The organism is Bradyrhizobium sp. UFLA05-153, from assembly GCF_054185185.1.
Window position 1 is genome coordinate 245,458 of the sequence record NZ_JBBIAM010000002.1, and the last position, 26,994, is coordinate 272,451.

Genomic DNA, 26,994 nt, shown 5'->3' on the forward strand with positions numbered 1-26,994 from the left:
TGTCGTACCGGCAAGCGGTGCGTGAGATCACGAGGATTGGAGCTATGGCGACGTTCAGACCCAAATACATCACCTTCGACTGCTACGGCACGTTGACGAATTTCGACATGGCCGGCGCGGCCACGCGCGTCTATGGCTCGGAGCTGTCGTCCGCGGCGATGGCAAAGCTGATCAAGGATTTTTCGGCCTATCGCCTGGACGAGGTTCTCGGCGCTTGGAAACCCTATCTTGACGTCGTGCACAATGCGCTGGAGCGCGCCTGCAAGCGCAACGGCATCGCATTCCGGCCGGAGCACGCCGAGCGCATCTATGACGAGGTGCCGACATGGGGCCCGCATCCCGACGTTCCGGCAGGCTTGGCTCGGGTTGCAAAGGAAATCCCGCTGGTCATTCTGTCGAATTCCATGAAGAGCCTCATCATGTCGAACGTGGAGAAGCTCGGCGCTCCCTTTCACACGGTCATCACGGCCGAGGAGACCGGCGCCTACAAGCCGCAGATGAGGGGCTTCGAATACATGCTGGACAAGCTGGGCTGCGGTCCGGAGGACATCACCCACGTCTCCTCCTCATTCCGCTACGACCTGATGACGGCCTATGACCTGGGCATCAAGAGCAAGGTATGGGTGAACCGTGGTCACGAGCCCGCGAACCCGTTCTATGAATACACCGAAGTGGCTGACATCGGCGGGCTCGCTGCGGCAGTCGGCTTGGAGCCGCTTCGCAAAAGCGCGTGAATGCACGGAGGTTCAGAGTTGTTGTGACAAAAAAGGGGGCGGTTCAACCGCCCCCTTTTTTATGCTTCAGCTGATGGATCGATCGACCTCTCAACCCAACCCACCGACATGGAGCGCCTTGATCTCGAGATATTCCTCTATCCCAAGCTGGGATCCCTCGCGTCCGAGGCCCGACTGCTTGACACCACCGAACGGTGCAACCTCAGTCGAGATCAGGCCGGTGTTCAAGCCGACCATGCCGAATTCCAGCGCCTCGGCAACACGCCATGAGCGCTTGAGGTTTTCAGTGTAGAAATAGGCGGCAAGGCCGAATGGCGTGCCGTTTGCGATCGCAATCGCCTCGTCCTCGGTCTCAAAGCGGAAAAGCGGTGCGACCGGACCGAAAGTCTCTTCTGAAGCCAAGAGCATCTCGGTGGTTGCGCCACCGAGCACGACAGGGCGCGCATATTGCCGACCTTCCGGCATCGCCTCACTCTGCGAGATGATCTTTGCGCCCTTATCCAGGGCATCCGTGACGTGCCGCTTGATCTTTTCGATCGCCGCGCCATTGATCATCGGCCCGATTGCGACGCCGTCTTCCGTGCCGGCGCCGACCTTCATTTTGGCGACCCGGCTGGCGAGCTTCTGTGCGAAGGCGTCGTAAATGCCTGATTGCACCAGAAAGCGATTGCAGCAGACGCAGGTCTGTCCTCCATTGCGGAACTTCGACGCAATCGCGCCGTCGACGGCCCGGTCGAGATCAGCATCGTCAAAGACGATAAACGGCGCGTTGCCGCCTAGCTCAAGGCTGAGCCTCTTGATGTTGTCGGCGGCGCCTTTCATCAGCAGCGCGCCTACGCGGGTCGATCCGGTAAACGAGATTTTGCGGATGGTTTCATTGGCCATCAGCTCCCTGCCGATCTCCGCCGGCATGCCCGTCACGATATTGATCACGCCCGCTGGAATTCCCGCTCGCTCCGCCAGGACACCGATGGCGAGGGCGGAGAAGGGCGCAAACTCAGACGGCTTGATGACCACAGTGCAGCCGGCGGCAAGCGCAGGCGCCACCTTGCGCGTAATCATCGCGTTGGGGAAATTCCAGGGCGTGATGATCCCGCAGACGCCGACCGGTTCCTTCAGCACTAGGATACGGCGATCGACGGAAGGTGACGGGATCGTCGATCCGTTGATCCGGCGCGCCTCTTCCGCAAACCATTTTACGAAGGACGCCCCATAACGGATTTCGGCGAGCGATTCGGCAAGCGGCTTGCCCTGTTCCAGCGTCAGCAGAAGCGCCAAATCTTGCTCGTGATGCCGCATGAGCTCATACCAGCGCTCGAGCAGTACGGCACGCTCTGCATGAGCCCTCGTCTTCCAACGTCTGAACGCATCGGCCGCGGCGTTGACAGCCGCCCTCGTCTCCTCACGCCCCATGTCAGGGATGGTACCAAGAACTGCCTGGCTGGCAGGATCGATGACATCAACGGCCGCCTTCGTACTCGCATCCCGCCAATTGCCGCCGATCAGGGCTTGCTGGCGAAACAGGTCACTGTCCTTCAATGAGACCATGGACTTCTTCCTTCCTCGAGGCGTGAGCCCGCCATCACTGCCTGGATTGGCGGCGCGACGGGGCCGTCTCATCTGAGCAATACAGGACAGCGCGCCGCATTATTCATCGAGAATGAATGGCTTTACGGCGTTGACTCCGGTCAGACGCGGCCCCGAAAGCCGATTGTTCTGACGGCCGCATGTTGCGGCCGCCCTCAGCATTGCGCTCAGTCATGATGGCAGACGTAGATCTTTCGTACGGTCTCGATCGTGCGCCAGACGCCGACAAAGCCGGGTTTCATGACAAAGCTGTCGCCGGCGCGATACGTCTTCGTCTCACCACCCTTTTCCTCAATTTCGATAAGACCTGAAATGATGTGGCAGAACTCGAAGGTGGTACCCTTGATGGAATGGGTCTCGCCGGGCGTTGCTTCCCAGACGCCGGTCAGCACCTTCTCGCCTTTCGAGGCATCCTGCGCCCAGGTCTTGAACGATGGATTGCCTGAAATGAGCCGTTCCGGAACTGGCAGGGCGTTCTTTGGTGCGAAGTCCGGATTGGTGTCGATGGTAACCAGAAGTGACATGGCATCTTTCCTGTTAGTAGCCGAGTGTTCGATCGACTAGGCCGATCGGATTTCTTCCAGCGCGGTGGCGCCGGATGTTTTCTATGACCGATTGTGCTGCCGTATGCGGTTGCGTCGCGGACGCGATATGCGGCGTTATGATCACCTTCGGATGGGACCAGAGGGCATGGCTTTCCGGAAGTGGCTCGGGATCGGTCACGTCGAGCATGGCTGCTGCCAGGCGACCGCTGTCGAGCGCTTCAACGAGTGCGCCTTGGTCAAGCTGAGGGCCGCGGCCAACATGCAGTAACCTCGCTCCCACCGGCAACAACGAGAAAAGCCCTGCGTTCAGAATGCCGCTCGTTTGCTCCGTCAGGGGCAGAAGACAGACGAGAATATCCGCTGCTCCCAAAAATCTGCCACGCTGACCGTCGCCATGAAAGCAGGTGACGCCCTCTATCGCCTTTTTGCTGCGGCTCCATGCGGCAAGAGGAAATCGAAACGGCTTCAAGCGATCGATTGCAGCTTGCGCCAACATTCCAAGACCCAGAAAGCCCACGCGCCGATCGGCCGCCTGGGTCGTTGCAAGAGCCTGCCAAACGCCCCGTCTCTGCTGCTCCCCATATGCAAGCATTTCGCGATGGAGCGTCAGCACTCCGAGGACGACGTATTCCTGCATCATGCGTATGATGCCATCCTCGACCATGCGCACGAGCTTCACATGGTCCGGTAGGGTCTCCGGCTTGAACTGATCGACCCCCGGACCGATGGAAAAGAGCACTTCCAGGTTGCGAAAGCGCGAGAGATCGTCCGGCGCCTTCCAGGTCAGTAGGTATCGTATCTTTTCCGGATCGAAACATTCGCTACAATGGTAGAATTCGAGATCAGGGAGCTGGCGCGCAAATACGTGACGGAAAATAGCACCCCGAGCGGCATCGGAATTGAAAAGGAACGCCATCGACGTATTCCTCTCATGTCCTCGCCCGGGATGCTGGGCATCGAGACGCTTCGGCGACCTGGCAGGCTCTGCATACCCGGATCCGCGCGCGGCTTGGCAGAGTCCTGAGGGCTGGACATGCGGCGAGCCCTACAACAAATTCTTCAACATTCACGAGGCTCACCCTGCCTGCTGTTGCCGGATATCGATAGGCTAGCCGCAACCAGGAGCTTTCCGTGCTGAATTGAGTTGCGCCAGCGGCGGAACATTCCGAATACCGCCTGCCAAACAGGCGAAAGCTGCTGGCTTTCCACGCTATGCTGCTGCAAAACAAAGCTTGTGTGGCGCGCAGCAGAAGACCGATAGGACGGTAGGCCGTGGGCTTTGGGGCCCGCAAAGGAACGGAAAAGCTAAATGGGACGAACGGTACGCGTGAAGTCCTTCGAACTGGTCGCGAAAGACATCAACGAGGTTGATGTGAAGCTGCTCCACGCGCTTTCGATCGGGGTTGGCTGGCCGCATCGACCCAAGGATTGGGATTTCCTACGCCGCGCCGGCCACGGCATCGTCGCCGTTGATGGCATAGGACGCGTCTTCGGCAGCGCGATGTGGTTCCCACACGGCCACGAATTCGCGACCATCGGCTTGGTGATCACATCGCCGCGCACCCAGGCACAAGGCACGGGGCGATGGCTTATGGAACAGATCTTTGAGCGCACTGGCGGGCGGAATTTGAGCCTGAACTCGACCGATGCTGCGTATCACCTTTATCTTTCACTTGGCTTCACGAAGGAAGCCACAGTGTTTCAGTGGCAAGGAGAGGTCGTAGCGCCTGTCCCCTTGCTGCCAGTTCTGGACGGTGAATTGAGGCCCTCGTCGTCCAAAGATCTTGAGGAGATTGCGGCGCTCGATCAGCGTGCCGTGAGAATAGATCGGAGCAGGCTGCTTGCGCTGCTTGCGGAGGATGCATCAATCTGCGCGCTAAGGCGCGGCGGTGAGATTGTCGGTTACTCCATGAATCGCGAGTTCGGGCGTGGTCGCGTGATTGGTCCCATCGTTGCCGGCAATGATCGTGACGCGATCCATCTCACGGCCGCACATCTTAAGGATCTAACCGGGCAGTTCGCTCGCGTGGACACGCGGGAGCAGGCGGGTCCCTTTGCCGACTTCCTTCAGCAGAGCCGCTTGGGGATGAACGACACCGTCGCGACCATGTCCAAGGGGCGGCGTTTTCTGAATCGAAAGGAGAACGAGCCGTGGGTCTACGGACTGGCCGGTCACGCGTTGAGCTGAAGGTGTGAAGCATGGGATGAGAAGGGCTCCTGTAGCGATAGGCAACAGGTCCGGAGCTGGCAGCGGCTCGAACCCCCGACCTCAATTTTTATCACTACAGTTGGCGTGACTCATGGCGATCTAAGTCTTACTCGCCTGCGCGGCTTCACGGACCGGACCAAGGCGCGTCGCTTCGCGAGGATAGCCGTATTGAAAGGCAAACGGGCGATAACCTGTCGGCTGTCCTATTTGTCTGCCGCTCCGATTTACTTGCGCTTGCGGAAGCTCCACGTCTCAAGAAGCATCGTCAGCAGGCGGCTCGCGGAAGGCGAGAGGCCGGCACCGCGCCGGCGTATGATGCCGATCGTCCTGAAGATTTCAGGGTCCGTCAACCGGATCGCCCGAATGATAGGGTGACCCGGGGCCGGTGTTGCCAGACGCGGCAGCACGGCGATACCAAGCCCTGCTTCGACGAGACCAAGCGATCCGGAGAGATGTGCAACTTCATAGGTCCAGCTGAGCTGCCCCCCGTGTTGCACGAGTGCATTGTCGATCAGGGCGCGATTGCCGCTGTTGCGGCCGACCATTATGATCCGCTCAGACTTCAAGTCCGCCCAGCTCACGCGCTTTCGTTTCGCGATCGGATGGTCTTGGCGGCATGCGAGCACAAAGGGATCATCCACCAGCTTCGTGAACTCGATATCGGCATGCGACGCTCCGATGAAATTGATGCCGAAATCCGCCTCGCCGCGCGCCACCGCCTCCAGGCCTTCGTTCGCTCCAATATCGAGAATCCGAACGCGAATCCGGGGATATGCGTCGCTAAATCGCGCGACCGCGAGCGGCAGAAAATAGAACACGGACGTGGGCACCGCAGCGATTGCGACGAGCCCTGAGCTGCGCGCGCCAAAATCGCGGATAGCGAGTACGGATGTCTCATACTCATCGATGAGTCGGCGCATTTTGGGCAGGAAATCGCGGCCGACCATGGTCAGCTTCACATGACGCGTGGATCGCTCGAGCAGCGGCGCCCCAAGGCTCTCCTCCAGCTTCTGGATGCGTCGGCTGAGTGCCGGCTGAGACAGATTCAGCGCCTTCGCGGTGCGGACGAAACTGCCCAGTTCGGCAACCGTCACGAAGGCCTTGAGGTCGAGTAGTTCCGCGTTCATCTCGAACGCTCCTCATATTATTCCACATCTTGGAATAATAGCACAATTCTTTGCATTTCACAGAACGACCTCGGCGGGGCAATGCTTCGGGCTGGATTGGCGCCAGCCTTCGACAACGGGCCGGACATCAAGGGTCCCGCCGATACAGCAAAAGCCTGCCGCCAACGAACGGTTCGCGGGCAGATCGCCGATGCGGTCCAAAAACAACAAGACAAATGGCTAACACAGGGAGAAGCGAGATGCGCGTTGATGCATCAGGCCCAAGCGATGGCACCGCGACGCGAAAGCCGTTTTACCGGCTACTCTACGTCCAGGTGCTGTTCGGCGTCGTTCTTGGTATCGTGGTTGGCCATGTCTGGCCTGATTTTGGCGCAGCGCTCAAGCCGCTTGGGGACGGCTTCGTCAAGCTCGTGAAGATGATGATCGCGCCAATCGTGTTCTGCACGATCGTCAGCGGCATCAGCAGCCTGCATGACAACCGCGAAATCGCCCGGACCCTCATCAAGTCGATGGTACTGTTCTATGGGCTGACCGTCGCTGCACTACTCGCCGGACTTGTTGCGGTCTTGGTGCTTGAGCCGGGCGCCGGTATGCACGTCGCAGTCTCTTCGCTCGATCCAAGCGTGGCCGCCCGTTACACCAAGCAGGTTGATCCAGTTGGCTTCACGGATTTCATGCTGCACATTATCCCGCACTCGTTTATCGGCGCGTTCGCGGAAGGTGAAGTGCTGCCGGTGCTGCTCATCTCGATCCTCGTCGCCTTTGGTATCAATCGCGTCGGCGATGCCGGCGCGCCACTGATGAAGGGCATTGATTCATTCTCACAGGTGCTGTTTGCGTCGTTCAGCTTCATCATGAAGCTGGCGCCGCTCGGGGCATTCGGCGCGATGGCATTCACGGTCGGGCGCTATGGCATCCGGTCGATCGGCTCGCTCGGGCTCCTGATCCTGACCTTTTATGTCGCCTGCGGGGCTTTCGTCGTGCTCGTCCTCGGGGCCTTGGCCCGGATCAACGGCTTTAGTCTCTGGAAGACCATCCGATACTTTCGGGAAGAACTGCTTATCGTCCTCGGCACCTCCTCTTCCGAGCCCGCCCTGCCCGGCGCACTGCGCAAGCTGGAACGGCTCGGCTGCCAAAAGGGTGTGTCCGGACTGGTGCTGCCGTTGGGCTATTCGTTCAACCTGGACGGCAGCGCGATCTATCTGACGCTCGCATCGCTGTTCATCGCCCAGGCCTGCGACGTCCATCTCTCATGGGGGCAGATCGCGGCGATGCTCGGGTTGATGCTGCTGACCTCGAAGGGCGCGGCGGGCGTAACCGGCAGCGGCTTCGTCGCACTGGTCGCTACGCTTACCGTGATGCCGGACCTGCCGGTCGCCGGGGTCGCGCTCCTGATCGGGATCGATCGCTTCATGTCGGAGGCGCGTGCGCTGACCAGCATGATCAGCAATTGCGTGGCCAGCATCGTGGTCTCGCTATGGGAGAACGCTTGCGACCGCAGCACGCTGACGCGCGAACTCGATCAGAACGGCACCGCCGCGGTCAGCGGCGTTGAGACCCGCCAATTCGCATGAGTAATTCCTGCCTGGAGATTCGATCATGAATTTCACCGACTGGATCGGCCGCAGCGAGACCGTGACCGACACCGCCACTCCCACGCCTTATGCTGCGCTCTCGGCCATGCTGGACGGTCCGGCCGAGCGTCCGGCCGCAGGGACACCTTTGCCTCCGCTCTGGCACTGGCTGTATTTCCTGCCGCTGCACCGGCAATCCGAGATCGGACCGGACGGCCATGCGAAGCGGGGCGGCTTTCTGCCTCCCGTGCCGCTGCCCCGCCGGATGTGGGCAGGAAGTCAGTTCCACTTTCACGAGCCGCTTCGGATCGGAGACCGCTTGAGGCGCGTGTCGCGGATCGAAAACGTCACGGAGAAGTCCGGCCGCAGCGGCCATCTGGTTTTCGTGAAGGTACGCCACGAGGTGAGCCGCAACGACGCAGCGGCGCCTTCCCTGACGGAATTCCATGACATCGTCTATCGTCAGGCACCCAGACCGGAAGATAACGCACCGCCGCCGATCGCGGCGCCGAACAACGCGGAATGGCAGCGAGAGTGGGTGCCCGACGACGTGTTGCTGTTCCGCTATTCGGCGCTGACCTTCAACGGTCATCGCATCCACTATGATCGACGCTACGTCACGGAGGTCGAGGGCTACCCTGGGCTTGTCGTACATGGCCCCCTGATCGCAACGCTGCTGCTCGACCTGCTTCGTCACAAGCGTCCCGATGCCGAACTGGTTGAATTTCGGTTCCGGGCCGTCCGTCCAACCTTCGATGTCAACAAATTCTCCGTGTGTGGTGCGCCCGATCCGGATGGAAACATTCATCTCTGGGCCAGGGATCACGAGGGCTGGCTGACCATGGACGCAACGGCAGTGACGAAGTGAGGATCATGCCATGAGACCGTTGGATGGAATAACAGTTGTCACGCTTGAGCACGCGATCGCAGCTCCCTTTGCCACCCGGCAACTCGCCGATCTCGGCGCGCGCGTCATCAAGGTCGAGCGACCTGGTGTCGGAGACTTTGCGCGCGGCTACGATGAACGGGTACGCGGTCTGGCCTCTCATTTCGTATGGACCAACCGTTCTAAGGAAAGCCTGGCGCTCGATATCAAGCACCCCGAGGCGCGGCAAATCCTAAGGCGCCTGATCCAGGAGCATGCCGACGTCCTGGTGCAGAACCTTGCTCCTGGCGCTGCAGCGCGGCTGGGCCTTGGTTATCAGGATCTCCTCGCACATAGGCCTGGGATCATCGTCTGCGATATCTCGGGTTACGGCAACGACGGCCCCTACAGGGACAAGAAGGCTTACGACCTTCTGATCCAGGCGGAGGCCGGCTTTCTCTCGGTCACGGGAACGAAGGAGACACCCTCGAAGGCCGGGCCGTCGATCGCCGATATCGCCGCCGGGATGTACGCATACAGCAACATCCTTGCCGCCTTGCTCGAGCGCCAGAAAACCGGCAAGGGTCGACACATCGACATCTCGATGCTGGAAGCGCTCGGCGAATGGATGTCGTATCCGCTCTACTACGCATTTGACGGTGCGGCGCCGCCGGCGCGAACGGGCGCCAGTCACGCGACGATCTATCCATACGGCCTGTTTCAAGCCGGCGATGGAAACACCGTGCTCCTCGGGCTTCAGAACGAACGGGAATGGGTGGCGTTCTGCGAGTTCGTTCTGCGTCGTCCGGAGCTCGCGCATGAAGAGAGATTTGCCGGCAACGCCCGGCGCAATGCGGCGCGACAGGAACTCGAAGCGATTATCGACGCAACGTTCGCAAGCCTTTCTGCCGCCGAGGTCATCGAGCGTCTTGAGCAAGCGAACATCGCGAACGCGCGGGCCAACGACATGGATGCGCTCTGGGCGCACCCGCAGCTCCAGGCGCGCGCCCGCTGGCGGAACGTTGGCACGCCAAGGGGCGAAGTGCCCGCCCTGCTGCCGCCGGGATCATGGGAGGATGGCGATCCGAGGATGGATCCCGTGCCTGCATTGGGCGAGCACACTGGAGCGATTCTCGAACAGCTCGGATATTCGGCGGCGCAGGTCGCAGTCTTGCGCGCGGAAGGGGCGGTTTGACAGATGCGCCATCCCGTCACTTATCTCTTCGTACCCGGCGATCGGCCGGAGCGCTTTGACCGGGCGCTTGGCTCGGGCGCTGACGTCGTGATCTTGGATCTCGAGGACGCCGTTGATCCCGACAGGAAAGCGGAGGCCCGCGCGGGCGTCGCGGAATGGTGCCGTTGCACGCCGGTTGCGAACAAACGGACGCTGGTTCGGATCAACGGCGCGACCACACCTTGGTTCGCAGATGACCTTGCGATGCTTCGTGCCCTGCAAGGTGTCGGCGCGATGGTGCCAAAGGCAGAGGCGCGTGACGTATTGACGGATGTCCTCGCCGCGCTCGGCGAAGAGCCGGTGCTGGTGCCGCTGATCGAGAGCGCGCTGGGGCTCCGTGCAATTGACATCATTGCCGGGACGGCGGGAGTCCAGCGTCTCGCCTTCGGGGCGCTCGATTTTGCTCTGGACCTCGGCCTCAGCGAGGATCAGCGAGGGCTGCTGATGCCGGCCAGTCAGATCGCGCTGGCGTCACGTTGCGCCGGCCTTGCCGCTCCGATCGCCGGTGTCACCGCGGCCGTTCACGATCATGATGCCCTGGTCAGCGACGTTGCTTTCGCCCGGTCGCTGGGCTTCGCCGCCAAGCTTTGCATTCACCCCCGCCAGATCTCGATCGTACGGACGGCTTTCGCGCCTGGTCCCGAGGAATTGGAGTGGGCGCGCCGCGTCGTTTCCGCCGTAGCGGCGGGCGTCGGCGCTGCACAGGTCGACGGACATATGGTGGATGCTCCTGTGCTCCGCAGGGCGCAATCCATCATCGAACGCGCAGATTTATCCAGCAACCAAGAGGCCCAGTGATGCCAGCCACCATCATCGATTCCACCATTTTCGGCAACATCTTCAGTACAGACGCCATGAAAGCGGTCTGGTCGGACGAGAACCGAACTCAGAAATATCTCGATATCGAGGCCGCGCTGGCCCGCGTGCAGGCCCGGCTCGGCATCATCCCGCAGAAAGCGGCCGACGAGATCGTCGCGGCCTGCGACATCAACAAGATCGACATGGGAAAACTGCGCGCCCAGACGGAGCGCATCGGCTATCCAGTGCTCGGCGTCGTCTCGCAGATCAACGCCTTGTGCCGCGACCGCCTCGGCGAATTTTGCCACTGGGGCGCCACGACCCAGGACATCACGGACACAGCCACCGTGTTACAGATTCGCGAAGCGCTGGCGTTGGTCGACCAGGATCTCGCTGCGGTATCGAAGGCTCTCGCGGCCCTGGCCCGACGTTACCGCGACACACCGATGATCGGACGCAGCAACCTGCAACAGGCGGTGCCGGTTACGTTCGGCTACAAGATGGCCGGACTGTTGTCGGCCATCGAGCGCCATCGCGAGCGACTGTTGCAGCTTCGCCCGCGCGTGCTGATGGGCGAGTTTGCCGGCGCCGCCGGTACGCTCGCCTCGATCGAAAGGGGAGCCATGGAGACGCAGGACGGCCTGATGCGCGAGCTCGGTCTCGCACAGCCCGTGATCGCCTGGCACACCATCCGCGATACGATCGCGGAGGTTGGTGCCTTTCTCGGACTGGTCGGGGGCACGCTGGGCAAGCTGTCGATGGACGTCAAATTGATGATGCAGACTGAGGTCGCCGAGGTGTACGAGCCCTTCTCTCACGGGCGCGGCTCCTCTTCGACCATGCCTCAAAAGCGCAATCCGATCTCGTCCTGCTACATCCACGCGGCGATCTCAGTGGTCCGGCAACATGCCGCTGCGCTGATGGACGCGATGGTCGCCGATCACGAGCGTTCGACCGGTCCCTGGGAAATCGAATGGATCGTCTTGCCGGAGGCGTTCTGCCTTATCGCGGGAGCTCTGAAGCAGGCGCGCTTCGTGCTCGAGGGTCTTGAGGTCGATGAAAAGCAGATGCGGGCCAATCTGGACATGACCAACGGTCTGGTCGTCTCCGAAGCGGTCATGATGGGACTCGGACCTCGCCTGGGACGCGAATACGCCCACGATCTGATGTACGATATCTGTCGCGAGGCATTGCGGCAGAAGCGGCCGCTGCTGGGGCTCTTGCTGGAGAACAAGGAGATCGCGAGCGCGATGAGCCGCAGCGAACTCGAGGCGCTCTGCGATCCCGCGAACTATCTCGGCCAGGCTGGTGTCATGGTCGACCGTGTGCTGGCCCGCCTTGACGAGAGCTCTGACTGACATCCTTGTTGGAGAGGCAAAACCGCTCCTGACCATGAATGGACATCGATCTAGAGCAAGGGTCGTGGCACGGAGCGTAAAGCTGCGCTCTTTGCTCACGCGCCGACTGTCGCGCGGCACCCGTTCTTCGCGACAGGTTGACGACAGCTCAGCTGTCTACGGTGTCCCTTCGGTTTCGCCGCACGGCGATCGCAGCTGCTCTAAGGCTTTGAACTTTTGGAGTCGCGAGTGTGCCAGATCGAATGGTCACGGCACTAACCGCGCTCAAGACGCAATACAAAACCCACCGGCGGGTCAAACCAAACGGGAGGAAGATAGCATGACGACATCCGCGCAATCGAAGATCGGGATGGTGCTGCGCGTCACCAGCGGCAACTTCCTAGAGATGTTCGACTTCTTTCTTTCCGGCGTGTTTGCTCCCTACATCGCCAAGGCGTTCTTTCCGCTCGAAAGTCAATACGCATCGCTCCTGTTGACGTTCGTCGCCTTCGGCGCCGGCTTCTTGATGCGTCCGCTCGGGGCTATCTTCCTCGGTGCCTATGTCGACCGAATCGGACGCCGCAAGGGCCTGATCGTGACACTCTCGATCATGGCTAGCGGAACCGTCTTGATTGCGTTCGTCCCGAGCTACGCAACCATAGGCATCGCAGCCCCCCTTCTCGTGCTGATCGGAAGGCTGTTGCAGGGCTTCTCGGCGGGCGTCGAACTGGGCGGTGTTTCAGTCTATCTCTCCGAAATGGCGACGCCCGGCCACAAGGGTTTCTACGCCAGTTGGCAATCGGCGAGCCAGCAGGTCGCGATCATCGTGTCGGCCGCATTCGGCTTCGCGCTTAACGCCTGGCTTTCTCCCCAACAGGTCGATGATTGGGGATGGAGGATTCCGTTCTTTGTTGGCTGCATGATCGTGCCGTTCGTGTTCTTCATCCGGCGCTCCCTCCAGGAGACCGACGAATTTCTTGCGCGCAAGCATCATCCGACCGTAGCTCAGATTTATCGATCGATCCTCGCGAACTGGGCGATCGTGCTCTGCGGCATGATGATGGTCATTATGACGACAGTTTCATTCTACCTCATCACCGTCTATACGCCCACCTTCGGGAAGTCGGTTTTGAAGCTTTCCGCCACCGACAGTCTGTTGGTCACAGCCTGCGTCGGCATTTCGAACTTCTTCTGGCTTCCGGTCATGGGAGCTTGGTCAGATAAGGTCGGCCGGCGTCCGATTCTCGTGGGCTTTTCTTTGCTGGGACTCGTGACAGCCTACCCTGCTCTCTCTTGGCTGGCAGCGGAGCCGACGTTCGGGAAGATGCTCGTGGTTTTGCTTTGGTTGTCCTTCATCTATGCGAGCTACAACGGCGCGATGATCGTCGCGCTGACGGAAGTCATGCCAGTCGGCGTGCGCACGTCCGGGTTTTCGCTTGCCTACAGCTTGGCCACGACATTTGGAGGCTTCACGGCCGCGATCTGCACCTGGCTGATTGCGACCACGGGCGACAACGCCTCCCCCGGCTGGTGGATGAGCGCGGCGGCAGCATGTGGTCTTGTCGGAACTCTATTGGTCTATAGAACGCAAGCCGTTGCGACGGCATCCGAAGTCTCCGCCAGCTTGAACACCGTCGGCACCTGAGGAAGGAGACCGGCCATGAATGAACAGCCCCGACGTGACTTGATGCGTCCAATTCGTCCGGCTTGGCTTATTGTAGTAGCAGTCCTGGTTGCCAGCCTCTGCGCACCGATGGCTGAGGCGGTGGAAATCCGGGTCATGATTTCAGGCGGCCTGAGCGCTGCCTACAAAGAGCTCGTCCCGCAATTCGAGAAGACGACCGGCAACACCGTCATCACGTCTTACGGGCCGTCGATGGGAAATACCGAGAATGCAATCCCCGTCCGCCTCGCCCGCGGCGAACCTGCCGACGTGCTGATCATGGTGGGCGACGCGCTCGGTGTCATGATCTCCAAGGGACTTGCCGATGCTGGCAGCCGTGTGGATCTGGTGCGATCCCCGATAGGCATGGTCGTTCGCGCGGGCGCCCCGAAGCCCGACATCTCGACCCCGGAGGCTCTCAAGGCAACCCTCCTCGCTGCGAAGTCGGTTGCATATTCCGACAGTGCAAGCGGTGTCTATGTGGGGACAGAACTCTTCAAGAAGCTTGGCATCGCTTCGGAGATGGAAGGTAAGGCCAGGATGATCCCAGCGGACCCCGTCGCCGGCGTCGTCGCACACGGTGACGCCGAGCTCGGCTTTCAGCAAATCAGTGAGTTACTGCCAATCCCGGGCGCTGAGCTGGTCGGACCACTGCCGCCGGAGCTCCAGAAGATCACAATCTTCTCGGCTGCGCTCACCAAGGACGGTAAAGCACGCGAGCAAGGCAAGGCACTTATCGACTTCCTCGCATCGGCCGCAGCCGCTCCCGCACTGGTCAAATCCGGCATGGAGCCGATCGCGCCCACACGATAGATACGTACTGAAGAGCTGGGCTTTTTCTCAGGACGACGGCACCGTCTATATTGTCTCATTTAGATGTCGCCTGGCTAAGTGGTTTCGATGACGCCTCAGCCGGTGACGTCCGGCAGATCGAGGCAAATTGGAGGCCGAGAAAAGACTACATTTCGTAGCCTTCACCCTGCTGTGTGCCCTGGCCGCCACGTCGGCGAGCAGCCAGGAGGACCAACTGCGCACTGATCCGCTCGACCGGGACCTGTCGGTCGGCTCCGGTACGGAGGGAGCGGTTCGCCTTGTCTCGACATCGGACACCGTCGAGGCGAAAGGCCTGCTGGGCGAGTGGCACCGCTTACACCCCGATATTCGCGTCGATTACATCCATCAGAGCTCTCTCGAGATCTACGAAGACGTCGACAGCCAATTCCCCAAGCGTTCGCCGCTGTTCACCAGCGTCTTATTCAACCATTATTCAACGAACGCGGCTGAAGGCTACCTAAGTGCCTGAGATTGCTGGCGCTCCCTAGGGGAATCGAACCCCTGTTTCAGCCTTGAGAGGGCCAAGTCGATCCGCTCGATGATCATCCTGAAAATATTTCGGAGATAGGAGCCTATAACCACACGAACCGCAACGAGCTCGATCGAACTCGAACGAAAATGCAGCAAAACAAGCCTGATCGATAGTCTGCCGCTCATAACGGTGCGCTTGTACGTTGAGTTGATGACTGCACCAGATAGGGCACCTACTTGACAATGCACAGGGCCCGCACGCGCCGAGCGCTCCTTTTACTACGCTAGGCAAGCCGAATTTCCGCCGACGAGGGAAATAGATCTAATAAGCCGGGCATTTCTCAAGCTAGATAGAATAGCGATCGGTTGAGACCAGGCCCAATGAACACTGCATTCCTTTTGATGGCGCAGTACGGAGGTAAGGCGATCATTCCGATTGAAGACGCGTGTCGGGATTACTTCTCACACTTGAATCCAACCAAGCTGGTGCAGAAGATCAGCGCAGGTGAAATAGCGATCCCTCTGGTGCGAATGGAAGCAAGCCAGAAATGCGCTAAAGGCATCCACCTTCTGGATCTAGCCAAATATCTTGATGCGAGAGTCGATGCCGCCAGAAAAGAAATGGCAGCCTTGACGACCTAGGCGGCGCACCGCCTCTCCTTTTTTCGCGCCCTCAGGCGAGTTGCCTAGAACGCGCGCCTTCGCCCACGCCAAACTGAAGCTCCGAGCTGAATGATCGCTGCAGAACGATGCACGTGGCGACGCAGGCGCATATCGCCTCCCGCCGCGCGCAGCTACGCCGCGCTACGCTATAGCCGCAGGACAAACGCCGGCGCACGACAACCCTTGCTCGTCGAGATCCGAACCAGTGGCAGTACTACATTTGGTACGACATGCTCGATCGATCTGCGGCTTAAGTGCTGATGGTGCTTCGCTTTTCGAGATTTTCCGGTCCAATCCATCATAGGTGCAATGCAAAATCGATGCGATAACATGTTGATGTTATTCCGCTTTCTCAATTCGTCTGGGTCGCTTTAGATTGGGCCGACAGTCAATCAGAGCCTTGGGTCTAGATCGTTTTCCTTTCGTTTCAAGTACTTGCAGATAGCACGTTTGGAAGCGACGATTCCGCGATGCAGTCGGTACAACATTGTCGTACCTGATGAACTCGTGAAGTACCGCGCTAAGTCGGTTGCCCTCCCTATATCTACTTCAGGGGCAAAGTAGCTTGCTGCCCTCACCAGGCCAACTGGGGGACACGCTCGATCGTAGTTGCGGCGGCTGCAGGGTAGGAAAACCTGCGCAGTGCGGAGATGTAAGGCGGGCTCTCAATCGAAAATCACGACCGAGATGTCGACAACAAAAATCGGATATCTGTCGAACACCATGAGAAGTCAAAGGAGAGAAAGCACCAGTCCGAGTACAATTCGGCGGGGCAGCGCTACTGCCAGCGTCAGCAATTGTTCGTACTGAATATCCTCTGCGCACGCCCGCGAAATCATTGCGCGCGTGCGGCGCAACGGCTTCGCAGAACGATCGCCTGATGACCAACCGAGATCAGCGAACACCTTCAGTCTTCCATACGCCTCGGCGGCGAGGTTCTTGCCACCCTTGGAGTCAGTTATTTCATGTCGGCAATGCCGAAAACGAAGGCGATAGCATCTTACGTCCCTCCGCGCTTTAATCTGGCCAAGAAGATCGAAGCGAGCGTAAATGACCTCGCAAGAGTTCGGTGAGCCACAGCGCCGCCGCTTATCCACGGCGCGTACGTTGGCAGTCTGAACTGGCACGATATCGGTCTACCTCGGCGACAGGATAGTCGTGGCAACGGGGCACGCTGAGAAGCTCTGCCCGTCGGCTGCGTCCTAGTTGTTTCGATGCGCGGTCCAATATCCCGAGCAGCGCCCGCCTCCTGCGTAGCCGCTCCAGACTCCGCGGCCAGTATCTCGCGTCAGTCTTCCCGAACCTGATGCGTATTTGTCGTGCACCGTCACCGACGCGCGAACTGCGCCCGATCTTCCGACATACCCGCTAAATTTCACCAAATTGGGATGCGTCACAACGCCGTCGTTTATGTTCACTGAGAAATTGTAGGTTGGATCGCAGCTTCCGCGTTGCGTAACGAAGACGAGATCCCAGGGACCGTCGTAAGAGGTTCGAGCTTCGGCTGCCGTCGCCAAGGTAAGGCAGGCACAGCCAATGACATTCGCGATCAGTCGCTTGTTCATGATCTTCTTTCCAGAGGAATTGGTTGATGTTCAGTAAAGCAACAGCCGTAGGCTGTTGAGCGTTGTTGTCTTCTTGGTCTATCGTTCGTCGACCACCTTTCTTTCACCGCGCGTTGCAAGAGCTAGTGTGCATTTCGGCGGCTCTACTCGGCCGTCCAGCCGCCATCGATTGAGAGGTTGGCGCCGGTGATCTGTGCAGCGTCCTCGCTGCACAGGAACAGCGCCAACGACGCCACCTGCTCGACCGTCACGAATTCCTTCGTTGGCTGGGCCGCGAGCAGGACGTCGTTGATCACCTGATCTTTGCTCATGTTGCGCGCCTTCATCGTGTTCGGGATCTGCTTCTCCACCAGCGGCGTCCAGACGTAGCCGGGGCTGATGCAGTTGCAGGTGATCTTCGACCGGGCGAGTTCCAGCGCCAGCGTTTTCGTGAGTCCGGCGATGCCATGCTTGGCGGCGACGTAAGCTGACTTGAAGGGAGACGCGACCAGCGAATGCGCCGAGGCCGTGGTGATGATACGGCCCCAGCCTCGTTGCTTCATGCCAGGAGTAACGGCACGGATCGCATGGAAAGCGGAGGAGAGGTTGATTGCGATGACTGCGTCCCACTTCTCGACCGGAAAATCCTCGATTGGCGAGACATGCTGGATGCCGGCATTGTTGACCAGCACGTCCACGCGCCCAAACGTCCTCTCGGCAAACGAAATCATGTTGGCAATTTCCATCGGCTCACCCATATTCGCGGGCGAATAGATAACCTTCACTCCGAAATCGTTCTCGATTGCAGCCCGCGTCTTCTCAACATCGGCCGGTGCCCCAATCCCGTTGAGCACGATGTTGGCGCCGCCACCTGCGAATGCCCGCGCGCACCCAAGACCTATTCCGCTTGTCGAGCCGGTCACAACGGCCGTCTTGCCCTTCAGAACACTCAATTCACTCTCCTTCTGTTGCGTCCCTGCATGTTCAGTCGACCAGGCTCGTCTCGCGGGCTTCGATGAGACGTCGGCTTGGCTGTTGGAGGTAGTCATGCACGACCTTGCCCAGCCCGAGCGTCAGGTCGGCCAGTAGGTGAACCGCGGACACCACCTCGAGAACTGGCAGATCAGCTACGGGTGCCAACGCATGAGGCGTCAGATGGAGCGCCGCAGGCCCGGTCCACGCGCCCTTGATTGTGACATCCTCGAGATGATATTCGACCAGTTCGCAGATGCGTGGCGTGCCATCGACGTGCGGGATGATCTTGAGAAGGAAGTTCGGCTCCTTGAGAGCGGCTTTGACTTGCGCCAGGTCGGCTTCGCGGTGCTTGTATCCCGTCGTGCCGGTTGCTACCCGCAACGGACCGTAATCCAGAGTGCCGATGAGCGTATCGACTTCGGTCCGCAGCGTCGGTTGAGCCAGTTTCTTCGGAAAGCCCCAGAGCTCGCGGCCGCCGGCGATCGGTCCCTCATCGTTCAGGAACATGCAGTGGGTGTAACCGCCCCTGCGACCGCGGAACGACACCGGAATGACTTGGCCGCTCTCGGTGTAGTCGCCAAAACCACTGGAATCCGGCATGCGGATGAATTCGTACTTGACCAACGCCTCGCGTTCGTCAAATTCGAGCGGAGCCGGAACGACCGCTCGCAGCTTCGCCGGATCGGTGCGATAGGTGATGATCAGGTATTCGCGGTTGACGAAGCGATACGGTCCAGGCGGATAGGCGGGATTGGTGAGCGGCATCGCGAACGCCCGCCTCACCACTTCATTCTCGTGCATTTCAATTCTCCTGTGATTGGGAATAGCCGGCTGACTGGCCTATTCGCGACCATCCTGCTCAAGATCGAAAGTGGAGACGCCGTCCGCACTGGTCGGGCGGGCCAGCACCTCGGGATGACGAAGGGTGCGCAATGCATCGTGATAACCGGCGCGCCAATGGTCCTGCATCGAGAGACGGGAAAACTCGTAGTCCTTGGAGTGCCCTTCGTAGTCCCGCGCGCGATAGATCAGGTGGACGAGGCTGTGCACGTTGTGAGAGGCAGCCGTCCTGAGCAGCCTGACATCATCTTGCTCGCGCAGATCTTCAGGCAGCCTGCTCAAGAGAGCTGCCAGGTCCCGCTGCAACCGATGCAGGCTCTTGAACTGGTCTGTGCTCGCGCGCGTGCGGCTCGAGTATTGAATCTCCTTTTGACGCGTGACGACGTCGGCCATATTGCGCGGAATCTGACCGCGCGCGCTCCAGAGATCGACCTGAAACACGAGCGTGTCCTGACGGGCACCACACTCGATCACCCACTGCAACGGCGTGTTGGATACGAGGCCGCCATCCCAATAGTATTCGCCATCGATTTCGACGGCCGGAAAGCCCGGCGGCAGCGCCCCACTCGCCAGGATGTGCTCGGGCCGAATCGTATGCGTGACCGTGTCGAAATAGACCAAATTGCCGGTCCTCACGTTGACGGCGCCTGCGCTGAACCGCGTCGTACCGGCGTTGATGCGATCGAAATCGACGAGGCGCTCTAGTGTCGTCTTTAGCGCGCTCGTGTCGTAGATGCTGGTGGCGGCAAGCGTTCCACCCGCCTGCAACCAAGGCGCCAGCGGCCGCGCAGAAAAGAAGCCACTCGCGCCAAACATCGCCGCGAAGCTCGCATTCACCTGATTGAGAAAATTGCGGGTGTGATCACTATTCATCAGTTCGGTGAAGGGCGTGTCCAACGTCACCTGCGTCCAGAACTCGCGAAGCCGGTCAACGCGGGAATTGGGCGGATTGCCTGCGATGATTGCTGCGTTGATCGCTCCAATCGAAATTCCGGCAATCCAATCCGGATGGATATCGGCTTCCGCCAGAGCCTCGTAGACGCCACCCTGGTAAGCGCCCAGGGCGCCGCCGCCTTGCAAGAGCAACGCGATGCAATCGAATGGCAGACGCCGGTCGGCGATCGCCAAGTGTGGTCGAGGCTGAAAGTTCATGGTTCTGTGCTCTTGGTTTGCGGTTGCTGAAGCCCGTTCTGTCCGGATCGCGGTCGTCGCGAGCTTCGCCAGCTTAATAAAATATACCGTATAGTTTATTTCTTGTTGCGTCAAGCGAGCGCGTTCAAAAGCTCGGGCTGCAACTGCTCGAGGCCCAATTACGCCCGACCTTGTGTCGACTGTCGCAACCAGCTCGACACGCTGACGCAATGCCAAGGTCCGCTTCGACGGCGCGCAGCTGGGATTAACAAACCGATCTCCGTCAAGGGCAGCTCCGAGTTCGTGATTGTCAGTTGCAAACCAGAACGCGTCGGTGGCGACCGTAGGCGTAGTAGCAATCGCTATCGGAATAGTTGCCCTCGTTCGAACTGCTGCCATAGGCATAGCCCGCAGAGGCTCCAGCGACGTAGGCTGCACCATAACCGTATCGCCGCCCGCCATAGCCATGGCTGAAGCTTCCGGAACGGCTGTAGCTGACCGATGCAGAGCGAGCCTGGACCGAGCCTGCAACCGCGGGTCCGTCACGACCGCCTGTGCGGACGCCGCCAAGCGCCCTTAGATCGCCGCGAGGACCAACGCCGGCGCCCAACCGAGGAGCCGGACCGCCAAGGCCGGCATTGGCCGCACCGCCCGGCGGCATGGGAGGCGGACTTGCGAATGCTGGAGGACCGCCGGCCGCGATCGGCGGAAGACCGCCCGGCCCTATTGGAGGCGGACCGGGGAATTGCGCAAACACCGCGGTTGGCGCCAACGAAATTGTCGCGAGCATTACGCTGACCGACAGCGTCAAGAGTGACTTCCTGGACATGATAGTCTCCGTTTCAGAATTGCGTTTCAAGGACTGGCACCGGCGCGACCGGTGCAAGGGTCGAGTTCGACGAATGAGTGTCGTGCGCCGGGTCAACCGTCTCAGACATTGGCCGGCCATCGTCGTGGACAGGGTGGATTCGGAACCACGCCACATAGAGCGCCGGCAGGAACAAGAGCGTCAGCAGGGTGCCGACGATGATGCCGCCCATCATCGCGTAGGCCATCGGACCCCAGAAAATCTCGCGCGCGATCGGAATCAGCGCGAGACTCGCGGCGGCCGCGGTCAGGAGGATCGGCCGCATACGATGCTCGGTCGCTTAAAAATTTTTACGGTAGCCATGACGAACAACATCAGCGGAACGACGGCCACGAGAATAACCCGCCGGTAGTGCTTTGCTGAACTCCGCCACCCTCGGTACCAACTGATCCATGATTGTCTTCGGCTGGACGTTGGTGACGATGCCAGCCTTCAGCGTGATCGTCGGAATGCGCGCGCGGCGCCAGATCGTCGGCTGCTCGATCTCATAGTGCAGGTTGGCCACGGCGCCGAGCGGCACCGACTGCCCACCCTGCCCGGTCAACTGCAGATCTCGAAGCGTATCGATCGAGCCGCGATCGACCGCGGTCGCGCGTCCAGTGACATTGACAAGATAGATGCTGTCGCGAACCTGTGTGATCTGCGTGCCCTCGAGCACCGAGTTCACGGCCGTGGCGATGTCTTCCGACGTCACGCCGAGCTGACGGGCCTTGTCCTGGAGAACATCGACCTTGACGACCCGCGCAGGCTCCATCCAGTCGAACACGACGTTGCCGAGATCGGGGTTGCTCCGGACGATGCCAGCCAGTTCCTGCGAGAGATCCCTGACCTTCGCGACGTCCGGTCCGCTCACGCGATATTGCACCGGACGCCCTACCGGCGGCCCGACCTCGAGCAACTTGACGTAAGTGTCGGTGCCTGGAAACGCCTTCCTCAGATATTCTTCGAATTGCGCCTTGACACGGTCGCGGGCCTCGATGCCGCCCTTGGTCACGACGACTTGCTGACCAAACCATGCATTGGCCGTCTGCACGTCGAACGATAGCACAAACCGCGGCGCGCCGGTGCCGACATACGTCGACCAATGCTCCACGGAGCCATTGCCCTGCAGCTGTTCGCGCTCGAAGCGCGCCATCTGCGCGTTGGTGTCGGCAATCGAAGCGTTCTGGGGGAGATTCCAGTCGATCACCAGTTCACTGCGATCCGACGAGGGAAAGAATTGCTGCTGCACGAAATTCATGCCGAACAACGCGACGAAGAAGGCTGCAACCGTCACCCCGACGGTGATCCAGCGATGATGCATGCAGACGAGCAACACGCGGGCGAACATCTGCGCCAGCCGGCCCTTCGCCTCATGATGGCCCTTCATCTTTGCCGGCAGGATGGTGACGCCGAGCAGCGGGGTGAACAGCACCGCGACGACCCACGACACGATCAGAGAGACCGCAATCACCACGAACAGGGTGAAGGTGAACTCACCGGCATTGCTGCTGTTCAGCCCGATAGGGATGAAGCCCGCGACCGTAACCAGGGTGCCCGTCAGCATGGGAAAGGCGGTCGACGTATAGACGTGGGTTGCCGCCTTTTCCAGGGGATCGCCGACTTCCAGCCGAGCCACCATCATTTCGACGGCAATCATGGCGTCATCGACCAGGAGGCCGAGCGCAATGATCAATGCACCGAGCGAGATACGCTGCAACGAAATGTCGGCATAGGCCATCACCACGAAGGTAATGGCGAGAACCAGCGGGATCGCAATTGCGACGACAAGCCCGGCGCGCATGCCCAAGCTGAGAAAGCTGATGGCGAGAACGATGACCACGGCCTCAAACAGCGCTTCGGTGAAGCCCGACACGGCATGCTCGACCACGACCGGCTGATCGGCGACTAGGTGAACGCCGACGCCGATCGGCAGGTCGGCAGCGACCTTTGACATCTCCTCTTTCAGCGCCTCGCCGAAGTGGAGCAGGTTTGCGCCGGACTTCATGCCGATCGCAAGTCCGATCGCGGGCTGGCCGTTGTACCTGAACAAGGTCTTGGCCGGATCGGCGTAACCGCGCGTGATAGTCGCGACGTCAGTCAGCGGAAAGAAGCGGTCGTTGATCCGAAGATTGACCGCGTTCAGGCTTGCCTCAGACGTGAACCGGCCATTTACCCGCACGCTGATCCGCTCGGGCCCGTCCTGGAACACCCCGGACGGTGCGACCGCGTTCTGTCCGTGCAGGGAGGCCATGATCGAGTGGACGTCGAGGCCAAGGGCCGCGACCTTCCGAGTGGAGAATTCGAGGTAAATCACCTCGTCCTGCGTTCCCAGAATGTCGACCTTACCCACATCTGGCACGGTCAACACCTTGGCGCGGATGCCTTCGACCTCATCGCGCAGCTGACGCTGGGTCAAGCCGTCGCTGGTGAAGGCATAGATGTTGCCGAACACGTCGCCGAAGCGATCGTTGAAGCCCGGCCCAATCACGCCTTGCGGGAATTCGCCCTTGATATCCGCGATCATGTTGCGGACGCGGACCCAGGTCGGCTTGACGTCAACCGCCTTTGTCGTGTCGCGCAGATAAACGAATACGGTGGTCTGGCCCGCGACAGTCACGCTCTTGGTGTAGTCGAGCGACTCCAGCTCCTCGAGCTTCTTTTCGATCCGGTCGGTGACCTGGCGCGTCATCTCTTCGGGCGATGCGCCCGGCCACTGTGCCTGGATCACCATCGTCTTGATGGTGAAGTCGGGATCTTCCTGACGACCAAGCTGAAGATAGGCAAAGAGGCCGGCCGCCATGAAGGCGATCATGAAGTACCAGACGAGCGAACGGTGGCGGAGCGCCCAGTCGGAAAGGTTAAACGACGTCATGGCTTCTGATCCTGTTCGATACGGACGTGTTGTCCTGGCTTAAGGCTGTGGATTCCGGCGGTCACGATGCGCGCGCCGGGGCTAAGCCCACCGGCGACGCGGGCACCTGCGGGGTCCTCGGCAAGATCGACCTTTTGCAGCGAGACGGTGCTCCCGGACTGATCGACGACCCAGACGAAATTCGCGTCATCCTTGGCGAGCACCGCCGAGGCGGGAACGCGCAATGTTGGAGTTTGCGCTTGGCTGAGCTTCGCCGTAACGGTCGTGCCCAAGCGAAAGCTTTCAGGCGGATTGTTCAGGGCGATACGGACTCGCCGCAGGCGCGTCACGGGGTCTGCCTGCGGAGCGATCTCGCGTACCTTGCCTTCGACCCGGACGGAGGGGAGCAACTGCAAGCCGACGGTGAACGGCAAGCCAATTTCAACCGGCACCGGGAAATCCTCCCCAATATCGACCACCGCCTCCCTGATGTCAGGCCTCGCGACTGTCACGACATTCTGGCCAGGAGAGACCACCTGTCCGACTTCTGCGCCCACCGCAGTGACGACGCCGGCGAAATCGGCCTTGAGCTGGGCATAGCCCCGTTGCTCGATGGCCTTGATCAAGTTTGCCTGTGCGTGCGCGACCGACGCGGCGGCACCGGCTCGCGCCTGCTCGGCATTGTCCAGTGTCTGCTTTGTGGTGGCTTCCGTTGTGATGAGGGTTCGCTGCCGCTCCTCCGTCGCCTTGGCAGTCGCGAGGAGCGCTTCGGCCTTGGTGAGCTCAGCCTTCGCCGAGCGTACCGCAAGCTCCAGAGCCATGGAGTCGATGACGCCGACCGTTTGTCCTTCGCTGACGACGTCACCAACAGAGACGGGACGCCCGGTCAGACGTCCCAGAACGCGGAACGCGAGATTGGTCTTGTACTGCGGCTCAACAACGCCAACGGCGACGATGCCATCTGGACGGCTCGGCTCGAGTACCATCGACAGCACGGGTCGCACAGGCTCGGGCGCTTTCGCATCCTGCTGACATCCAGCCAGCGCGAACGCTGCTACAAAGGTGCCGGCTGCAATCGTGACGCGCCTCTTCATGACGGGTCTCCCTCATATGTTACGGCCTGGCCATTGCTCAGCAGCTTGCCGCCATCGATCACGACGCGCTCGCCCGGCTTGAGTCCGGCCCTGATCAGCACTTCACGAGCTTCATAACCGCCGATCGTCACCGCCTTAAGCGCAGCTGTTTTGGTCGCCGGATCGATGGTCCAAACCGCGGGCTTCGATCCAGCCGCCGCCAATGCGCTCCAGGGCAACGCGATCTGCTGCTGGGCTTTCGCTTTGACAGTTCCCGCAACGGCGCTACCAAGCGTCATCGCTGCCGGCGGATCCTGGATGGCAACCTTGACGCGGATGGTCGCGCTCTTCGCATCAATCGCGGGCGATACCTCCCTGACATGCCCGCTCGCCGCAACACCTGCGTCGGAGACAAGCGCCAGCGATACGCGGCTGTCGTCGCGATCGCCAAACAAGAGAGATTCGTAGATATCGAACACCGCATCCCGTTCACCGTCCTGCGCCAGCGAGAAAACGGGTTGCGCGGCCTGTACGACTTGGCCGACTTCCAAATTGCGCGCGGTGATCACACCCGCCGCTTCGGCGCGCAGCGCCGTATAACCAAGGGCGTCTTTCGACGTTCCGAGCTCCGCTTTTGCGGCTTCAAGCGCACCTTCTGCGGTACGCAACCCTTCCTGCGCCTGATCGTAGACCGTCCGCGTGGTAAAACCGCTTGCGATCAACGTCTTCTGTCGTTCGAAAGTCACCTTGGCCACGCGCAGCTGAGATTCTGCAGCCAGCACCGCCGCGGTCGCGGCATCGACGTCGGCCTGCTGCTCGGTGGGATCGAGCACAGCCAGGATCTCGCCACCCTCGACGTGAGCGCCGACATCGACATAGCGCGCGAGCACACGTCCGCTGACGCGGAATGACAGGTCGGCGTGGAAACGGGCCTGGATCTCACCGGTCAGGGTGACGGAGTTTTGCCGGTCGCGCGGCTGCACGATCTCCGTGCGCACGATCGCCGTGCGCGCGATGGGAGCGGCGGCGTGATCGTTGCAGCCACTCAGCGCGATTGCAACAAGCGCAGCCGCCAGGCCACCGGGGCCCCTCAGCTTGCGTTTGCAGGCAGCTTGGTCGATTTCGCTGTGGTTCGTAGCGTGATGGGTCATAGCAGGTCCATGCGGTGGCGGGGTGACAACAACGCGCCCAGCGCATCCTGCGCTGGACGGGCAGACACCAGTTGGGCTCCGTGAGCTGGCGTAGGATCCGGTCGAGTTGCAACGGGACGGCTGTCCCGATCGGGGCAGTTCGCTTCTATGCAAAGCGCCGAGGCATCGGACGTGTTGACGTTTGATCGGCGAGGCGACCGCATGATGCGACGCTTCACCATCGCCCCGTTCGCCTGCCGCTCACGCTCTGACAGCGGAAACGACACAACGACGGACGTGAATTCGTCACCAAAGCCGTGCTCGACCCGGCCGCCGAGACCCATGGCAAGATCATTGCCGAGCCGCAGTCCGCGCCCAGCAGCGCTCCGTGACGGCCGCGATCCATTGTCCAGGACGACGCAGTTCACCAGGCCGCCGATTCGTGTCAACCTGATCTTGATTTCTCCGGCCCGCGCCTCGAAGCACGCATGGGTCGCTGCATTGGTGACGAGCCCGTGGACGATCAATCCGAGCTGCCGGCACCGCTCGGGTTGGAGCGGAAGAGATTCGGCGGCGATTGCCAGCCGGATATTCATCCGATCCAGCAACGAACGGCGCATGGCGCAGCCCATTATGCGGATGTAGGTCGCGGCGTCGATCAGCGCCTTGCCCTTGGGCACTGCAAGCGCCTGTTGCACATCGGCATAACCACGCAGCAACTCGACGACATCGCTGAGGGCGCGCTTGGCCTCTGCCCCCTCCACCCGGACAGCCGCGGTTGAGACCAGGTTGATCGCCGAGGCGAGCCCACCATTGATCCGGTGATTCAATTCGCGCAGCAAGATGCCCTGCTCCACTATTGGCGAATCCGGGCTGCATATATTCACGATGATCTCCTCAGGTTGCGCCGGACAGGCGGCGGCCGAACGCGCATGTGGCGGTCGGCCGGTCATCCGGAT

Annotated in this window: 22 protein-coding genes, 1 tRNA gene and 1 pseudogene; 11 read left to right on the plus strand and 13 right to left on the minus strand. The window is 60.7% G+C overall.

The window, feature by feature from the left end; all coding sequences use genetic code 11:
* Positions 1 to 44 precede the first annotated feature (44 nt).
* Positions 45 to 734: a haloacid dehalogenase type II gene (locus Q2941_RS02505; protein ID WP_458191534.1), complete on the plus strand. Its 690-nt coding sequence runs from the start codon at positions 45 to 47 to the stop codon at positions 732 to 734.
* Positions 735 to 824: 90 nt separating this feature from the next.
* Here Q2941_RS02505 and Q2941_RS02510 read toward each other — a convergent pair whose 3' ends face one another.
* The 3 genes from Q2941_RS02510 to Q2941_RS02520 form a co-directional block, all read right to left on the minus strand.
* Entirely contained in the window at positions 825 to 2,282 is a 1,458-nt protein-coding gene (locus tag Q2941_RS02510) for an NAD-dependent succinate-semialdehyde dehydrogenase (RefSeq protein ID WP_458191535.1), read from the minus strand.
* 206 nt (positions 2,283 to 2,488) lie between these two features.
* Entirely contained in the window at positions 2,489 to 2,845 is a 357-nt protein-coding gene (locus Q2941_RS02515) for a cupin domain-containing protein (protein ID WP_458191536.1), read from the minus strand.
* Positions 2,846 to 2,858: 13 nt separating this feature from the next.
* Positions 2,859 to 3,782, minus strand: coding sequence for a 2-hydroxyacid dehydrogenase (locus tag Q2941_RS02520; protein ID WP_458191537.1), 924 nt, complete (start codon positions 3,780 to 3,782; stop codon positions 2,859 to 2,861).
* 393 nt (positions 3,783 to 4,175) lie between these two features.
* Between Q2941_RS02520 and Q2941_RS02525 the strand changes: the two genes are divergently transcribed.
* Positions 4,176 to 5,054, plus strand: coding sequence for a GNAT family N-acetyltransferase (locus tag Q2941_RS02525; protein ID WP_458191538.1), 879 nt, complete (start codon positions 4,176 to 4,178; stop codon positions 5,052 to 5,054).
* 245 nt (positions 5,055 to 5,299) lie between these two features.
* Here Q2941_RS02525 and Q2941_RS02530 read toward each other — a convergent pair whose 3' ends face one another.
* Positions 5,300 to 6,202 carry a LysR family transcriptional regulator gene (locus Q2941_RS02530; RefSeq protein ID WP_458191539.1) on the minus strand — a complete coding sequence of 301 codons (903 nt, stop codon included), beginning with the start codon at positions 6,200 to 6,202 and terminating at the stop codon, positions 5,300 to 5,302.
* Between the two features lie 239 nt (positions 6,203 to 6,441).
* Between Q2941_RS02530 and dctA the strand changes: the two genes are divergently transcribed.
* The 8 genes from dctA (at position 6,442) to Q2941_RS02570 (ending at position 14,976) form a co-directional block, all read left to right on the plus strand.
* Positions 6,442 to 7,776 (plus strand): C4-dicarboxylate transporter DctA, encoded by a 1,335-nt coding sequence (dctA, locus tag Q2941_RS02535; RefSeq protein WP_458191540.1) that lies wholly within the window; start codon positions 6,442 to 6,444, stop codon positions 7,774 to 7,776.
* 25 nt (positions 7,777 to 7,801) lie between these two features.
* Positions 7,802 to 8,644 carry an HTD2 family dehydratase gene (locus Q2941_RS02540; RefSeq protein WP_458191541.1) on the plus strand — a complete coding sequence of 281 codons (843 nt, stop codon included), beginning with the start codon at positions 7,802 to 7,804 and terminating at the stop codon, positions 8,642 to 8,644.
* 10 nt (positions 8,645 to 8,654) lie between these two features.
* Positions 8,655 to 9,836 carry a CaiB/BaiF CoA transferase family protein gene (locus Q2941_RS02545; protein ID WP_458191542.1) on the plus strand — a complete coding sequence of 394 codons (1,182 nt, stop codon included), beginning with the start codon at positions 8,655 to 8,657 and terminating at the stop codon, positions 9,834 to 9,836.
* Between the two features lie 3 nt (positions 9,837 to 9,839).
* The gene (locus Q2941_RS02550) at positions 9,840 to 10,673 is read left to right on the plus strand and encodes an HpcH/HpaI aldolase/citrate lyase family protein (protein WP_458191543.1); all 834 of its coding nucleotides are present in this window, start codon (positions 9,840 to 9,842) and stop codon (positions 10,671 to 10,673) included.
* On the plus strand, positions 10,673 to 12,031 hold the full coding sequence (locus tag Q2941_RS02555) for a class-II fumarase/aspartase family protein (RefSeq protein ID WP_458191544.1): 1,359 nt from the start codon (positions 10,673 to 10,675) through the stop codon (positions 12,029 to 12,031). Before Q2941_RS02550 ends, Q2941_RS02555 begins: the two co-directional genes overlap by 1 nt.
* A gap of 319 nt (positions 12,032 to 12,350) precedes the next feature.
* Positions 12,351 to 13,655, plus strand: a complete 1,305-nt coding sequence (gene tcuC / locus Q2941_RS02560) for an MFS transporter (protein WP_458191576.1) — start codon at positions 12,351 to 12,353, stop codon at positions 13,653 to 13,655.
* A gap of 108 nt (positions 13,656 to 13,763) precedes the next feature.
* Positions 13,764 to 14,486, plus strand: a complete 723-nt coding sequence (locus Q2941_RS02565) for a substrate-binding domain-containing protein (RefSeq protein ID WP_458191577.1) — start codon at positions 13,764 to 13,766, stop codon at positions 14,484 to 14,486.
* Positions 14,487 to 14,613: 127 nt separating this feature from the next.
* On the plus strand, positions 14,614 to 14,976 hold the full coding sequence (locus Q2941_RS02570) for a hypothetical protein (protein WP_458191545.1): 363 nt from the start codon (positions 14,614 to 14,616) through the stop codon (positions 14,974 to 14,976).
* Positions 14,977 to 14,982: 6 nt separating this feature from the next.
* Here the strand turns inward: Q2941_RS02570 and Q2941_RS02575 are convergent.
* Positions 14,983 to 15,047 (minus strand) — tRNA-Glu (locus Q2941_RS02575).
* Positions 15,048 to 15,359: 312 nt separating this feature from the next.
* Between Q2941_RS02575 and Q2941_RS02580 the strand changes: the two genes are divergently transcribed.
* Positions 15,360 to 15,620 (plus strand): pyocin activator PrtN family protein, encoded by a 261-nt coding sequence (locus Q2941_RS02580; RefSeq protein WP_458191546.1) that lies wholly within the window; start codon positions 15,360 to 15,362, stop codon positions 15,618 to 15,620.
* A gap of 1,729 nt (positions 15,621 to 17,349) precedes the next feature.
* Here Q2941_RS02580 and Q2941_RS02585 read toward each other — a convergent pair.
* The 8 genes and pseudogenes from Q2941_RS02585 to Q2941_RS02620 all read right to left on the minus strand — a co-directional run bounded on the left by Q2941_RS02585 (position 17,350) and on the right by Q2941_RS02620 (position 26,988).
* Complete coding sequence (locus Q2941_RS02585) at positions 17,350 to 18,138, minus strand: 3-hydroxybutyrate dehydrogenase (protein ID WP_458191547.1); 789 nt, start codon at positions 18,136 to 18,138, stop codon at positions 17,350 to 17,352.
* A gap of 31 nt (positions 18,139 to 18,169) precedes the next feature.
* Positions 18,170 to 18,961 carry an acetoacetate decarboxylase gene (locus Q2941_RS02590; RefSeq protein WP_458191548.1) on the minus strand — a complete coding sequence of 264 codons (792 nt, stop codon included), beginning with the start codon at positions 18,959 to 18,961 and terminating at the stop codon, positions 18,170 to 18,172.
* 39 nt (positions 18,962 to 19,000) lie between these two features.
* Positions 19,001 to 20,152, minus strand: a complete 1,152-nt coding sequence (locus tag Q2941_RS02595) for a DUF3734 domain-containing protein (protein ID WP_458191578.1) — start codon at positions 20,150 to 20,152, stop codon at positions 19,001 to 19,003.
* A gap of 289 nt (positions 20,153 to 20,441) precedes the next feature.
* Positions 20,442 to 20,960, minus strand: coding sequence for a hypothetical protein (locus tag Q2941_RS02600; RefSeq protein WP_458191549.1), 519 nt, complete (start codon positions 20,958 to 20,960; stop codon positions 20,442 to 20,444).
* Positions 20,961 to 20,973: 13 nt separating this feature from the next.
* Positions 20,974 to 23,853, minus strand: a pseudogene (locus Q2941_RS02605) (efflux RND transporter permease subunit).
* The gene (locus tag Q2941_RS02610) at positions 23,850 to 24,926 is read right to left on the minus strand and encodes an efflux RND transporter periplasmic adaptor subunit (RefSeq protein WP_458191550.1); all 1,077 of its coding nucleotides are present in this window, start codon (positions 24,924 to 24,926) and stop codon (positions 23,850 to 23,852) included. The pseudogene Q2941_RS02605 and the gene Q2941_RS02610 overlap by 4 nt, the downstream one beginning before the upstream one ends.
* Entirely contained in the window at positions 24,923 to 26,056 is a 1,134-nt protein-coding gene (locus Q2941_RS02615) for an efflux RND transporter periplasmic adaptor subunit (protein WP_458191551.1), read from the minus strand. Before Q2941_RS02615 ends, Q2941_RS02610 begins: the two co-directional genes overlap by 4 nt.
* On the minus strand, positions 26,053 to 26,988 hold the full coding sequence (locus tag Q2941_RS02620) for a sensor histidine kinase family protein (RefSeq protein ID WP_458191552.1): 936 nt from the start codon (positions 26,986 to 26,988) through the stop codon (positions 26,053 to 26,055). Before Q2941_RS02620 ends, Q2941_RS02615 begins: the two co-directional genes overlap by 4 nt.
* Between the last annotated feature and the right edge of the window lie 6 nt (positions 26,989 to 26,994).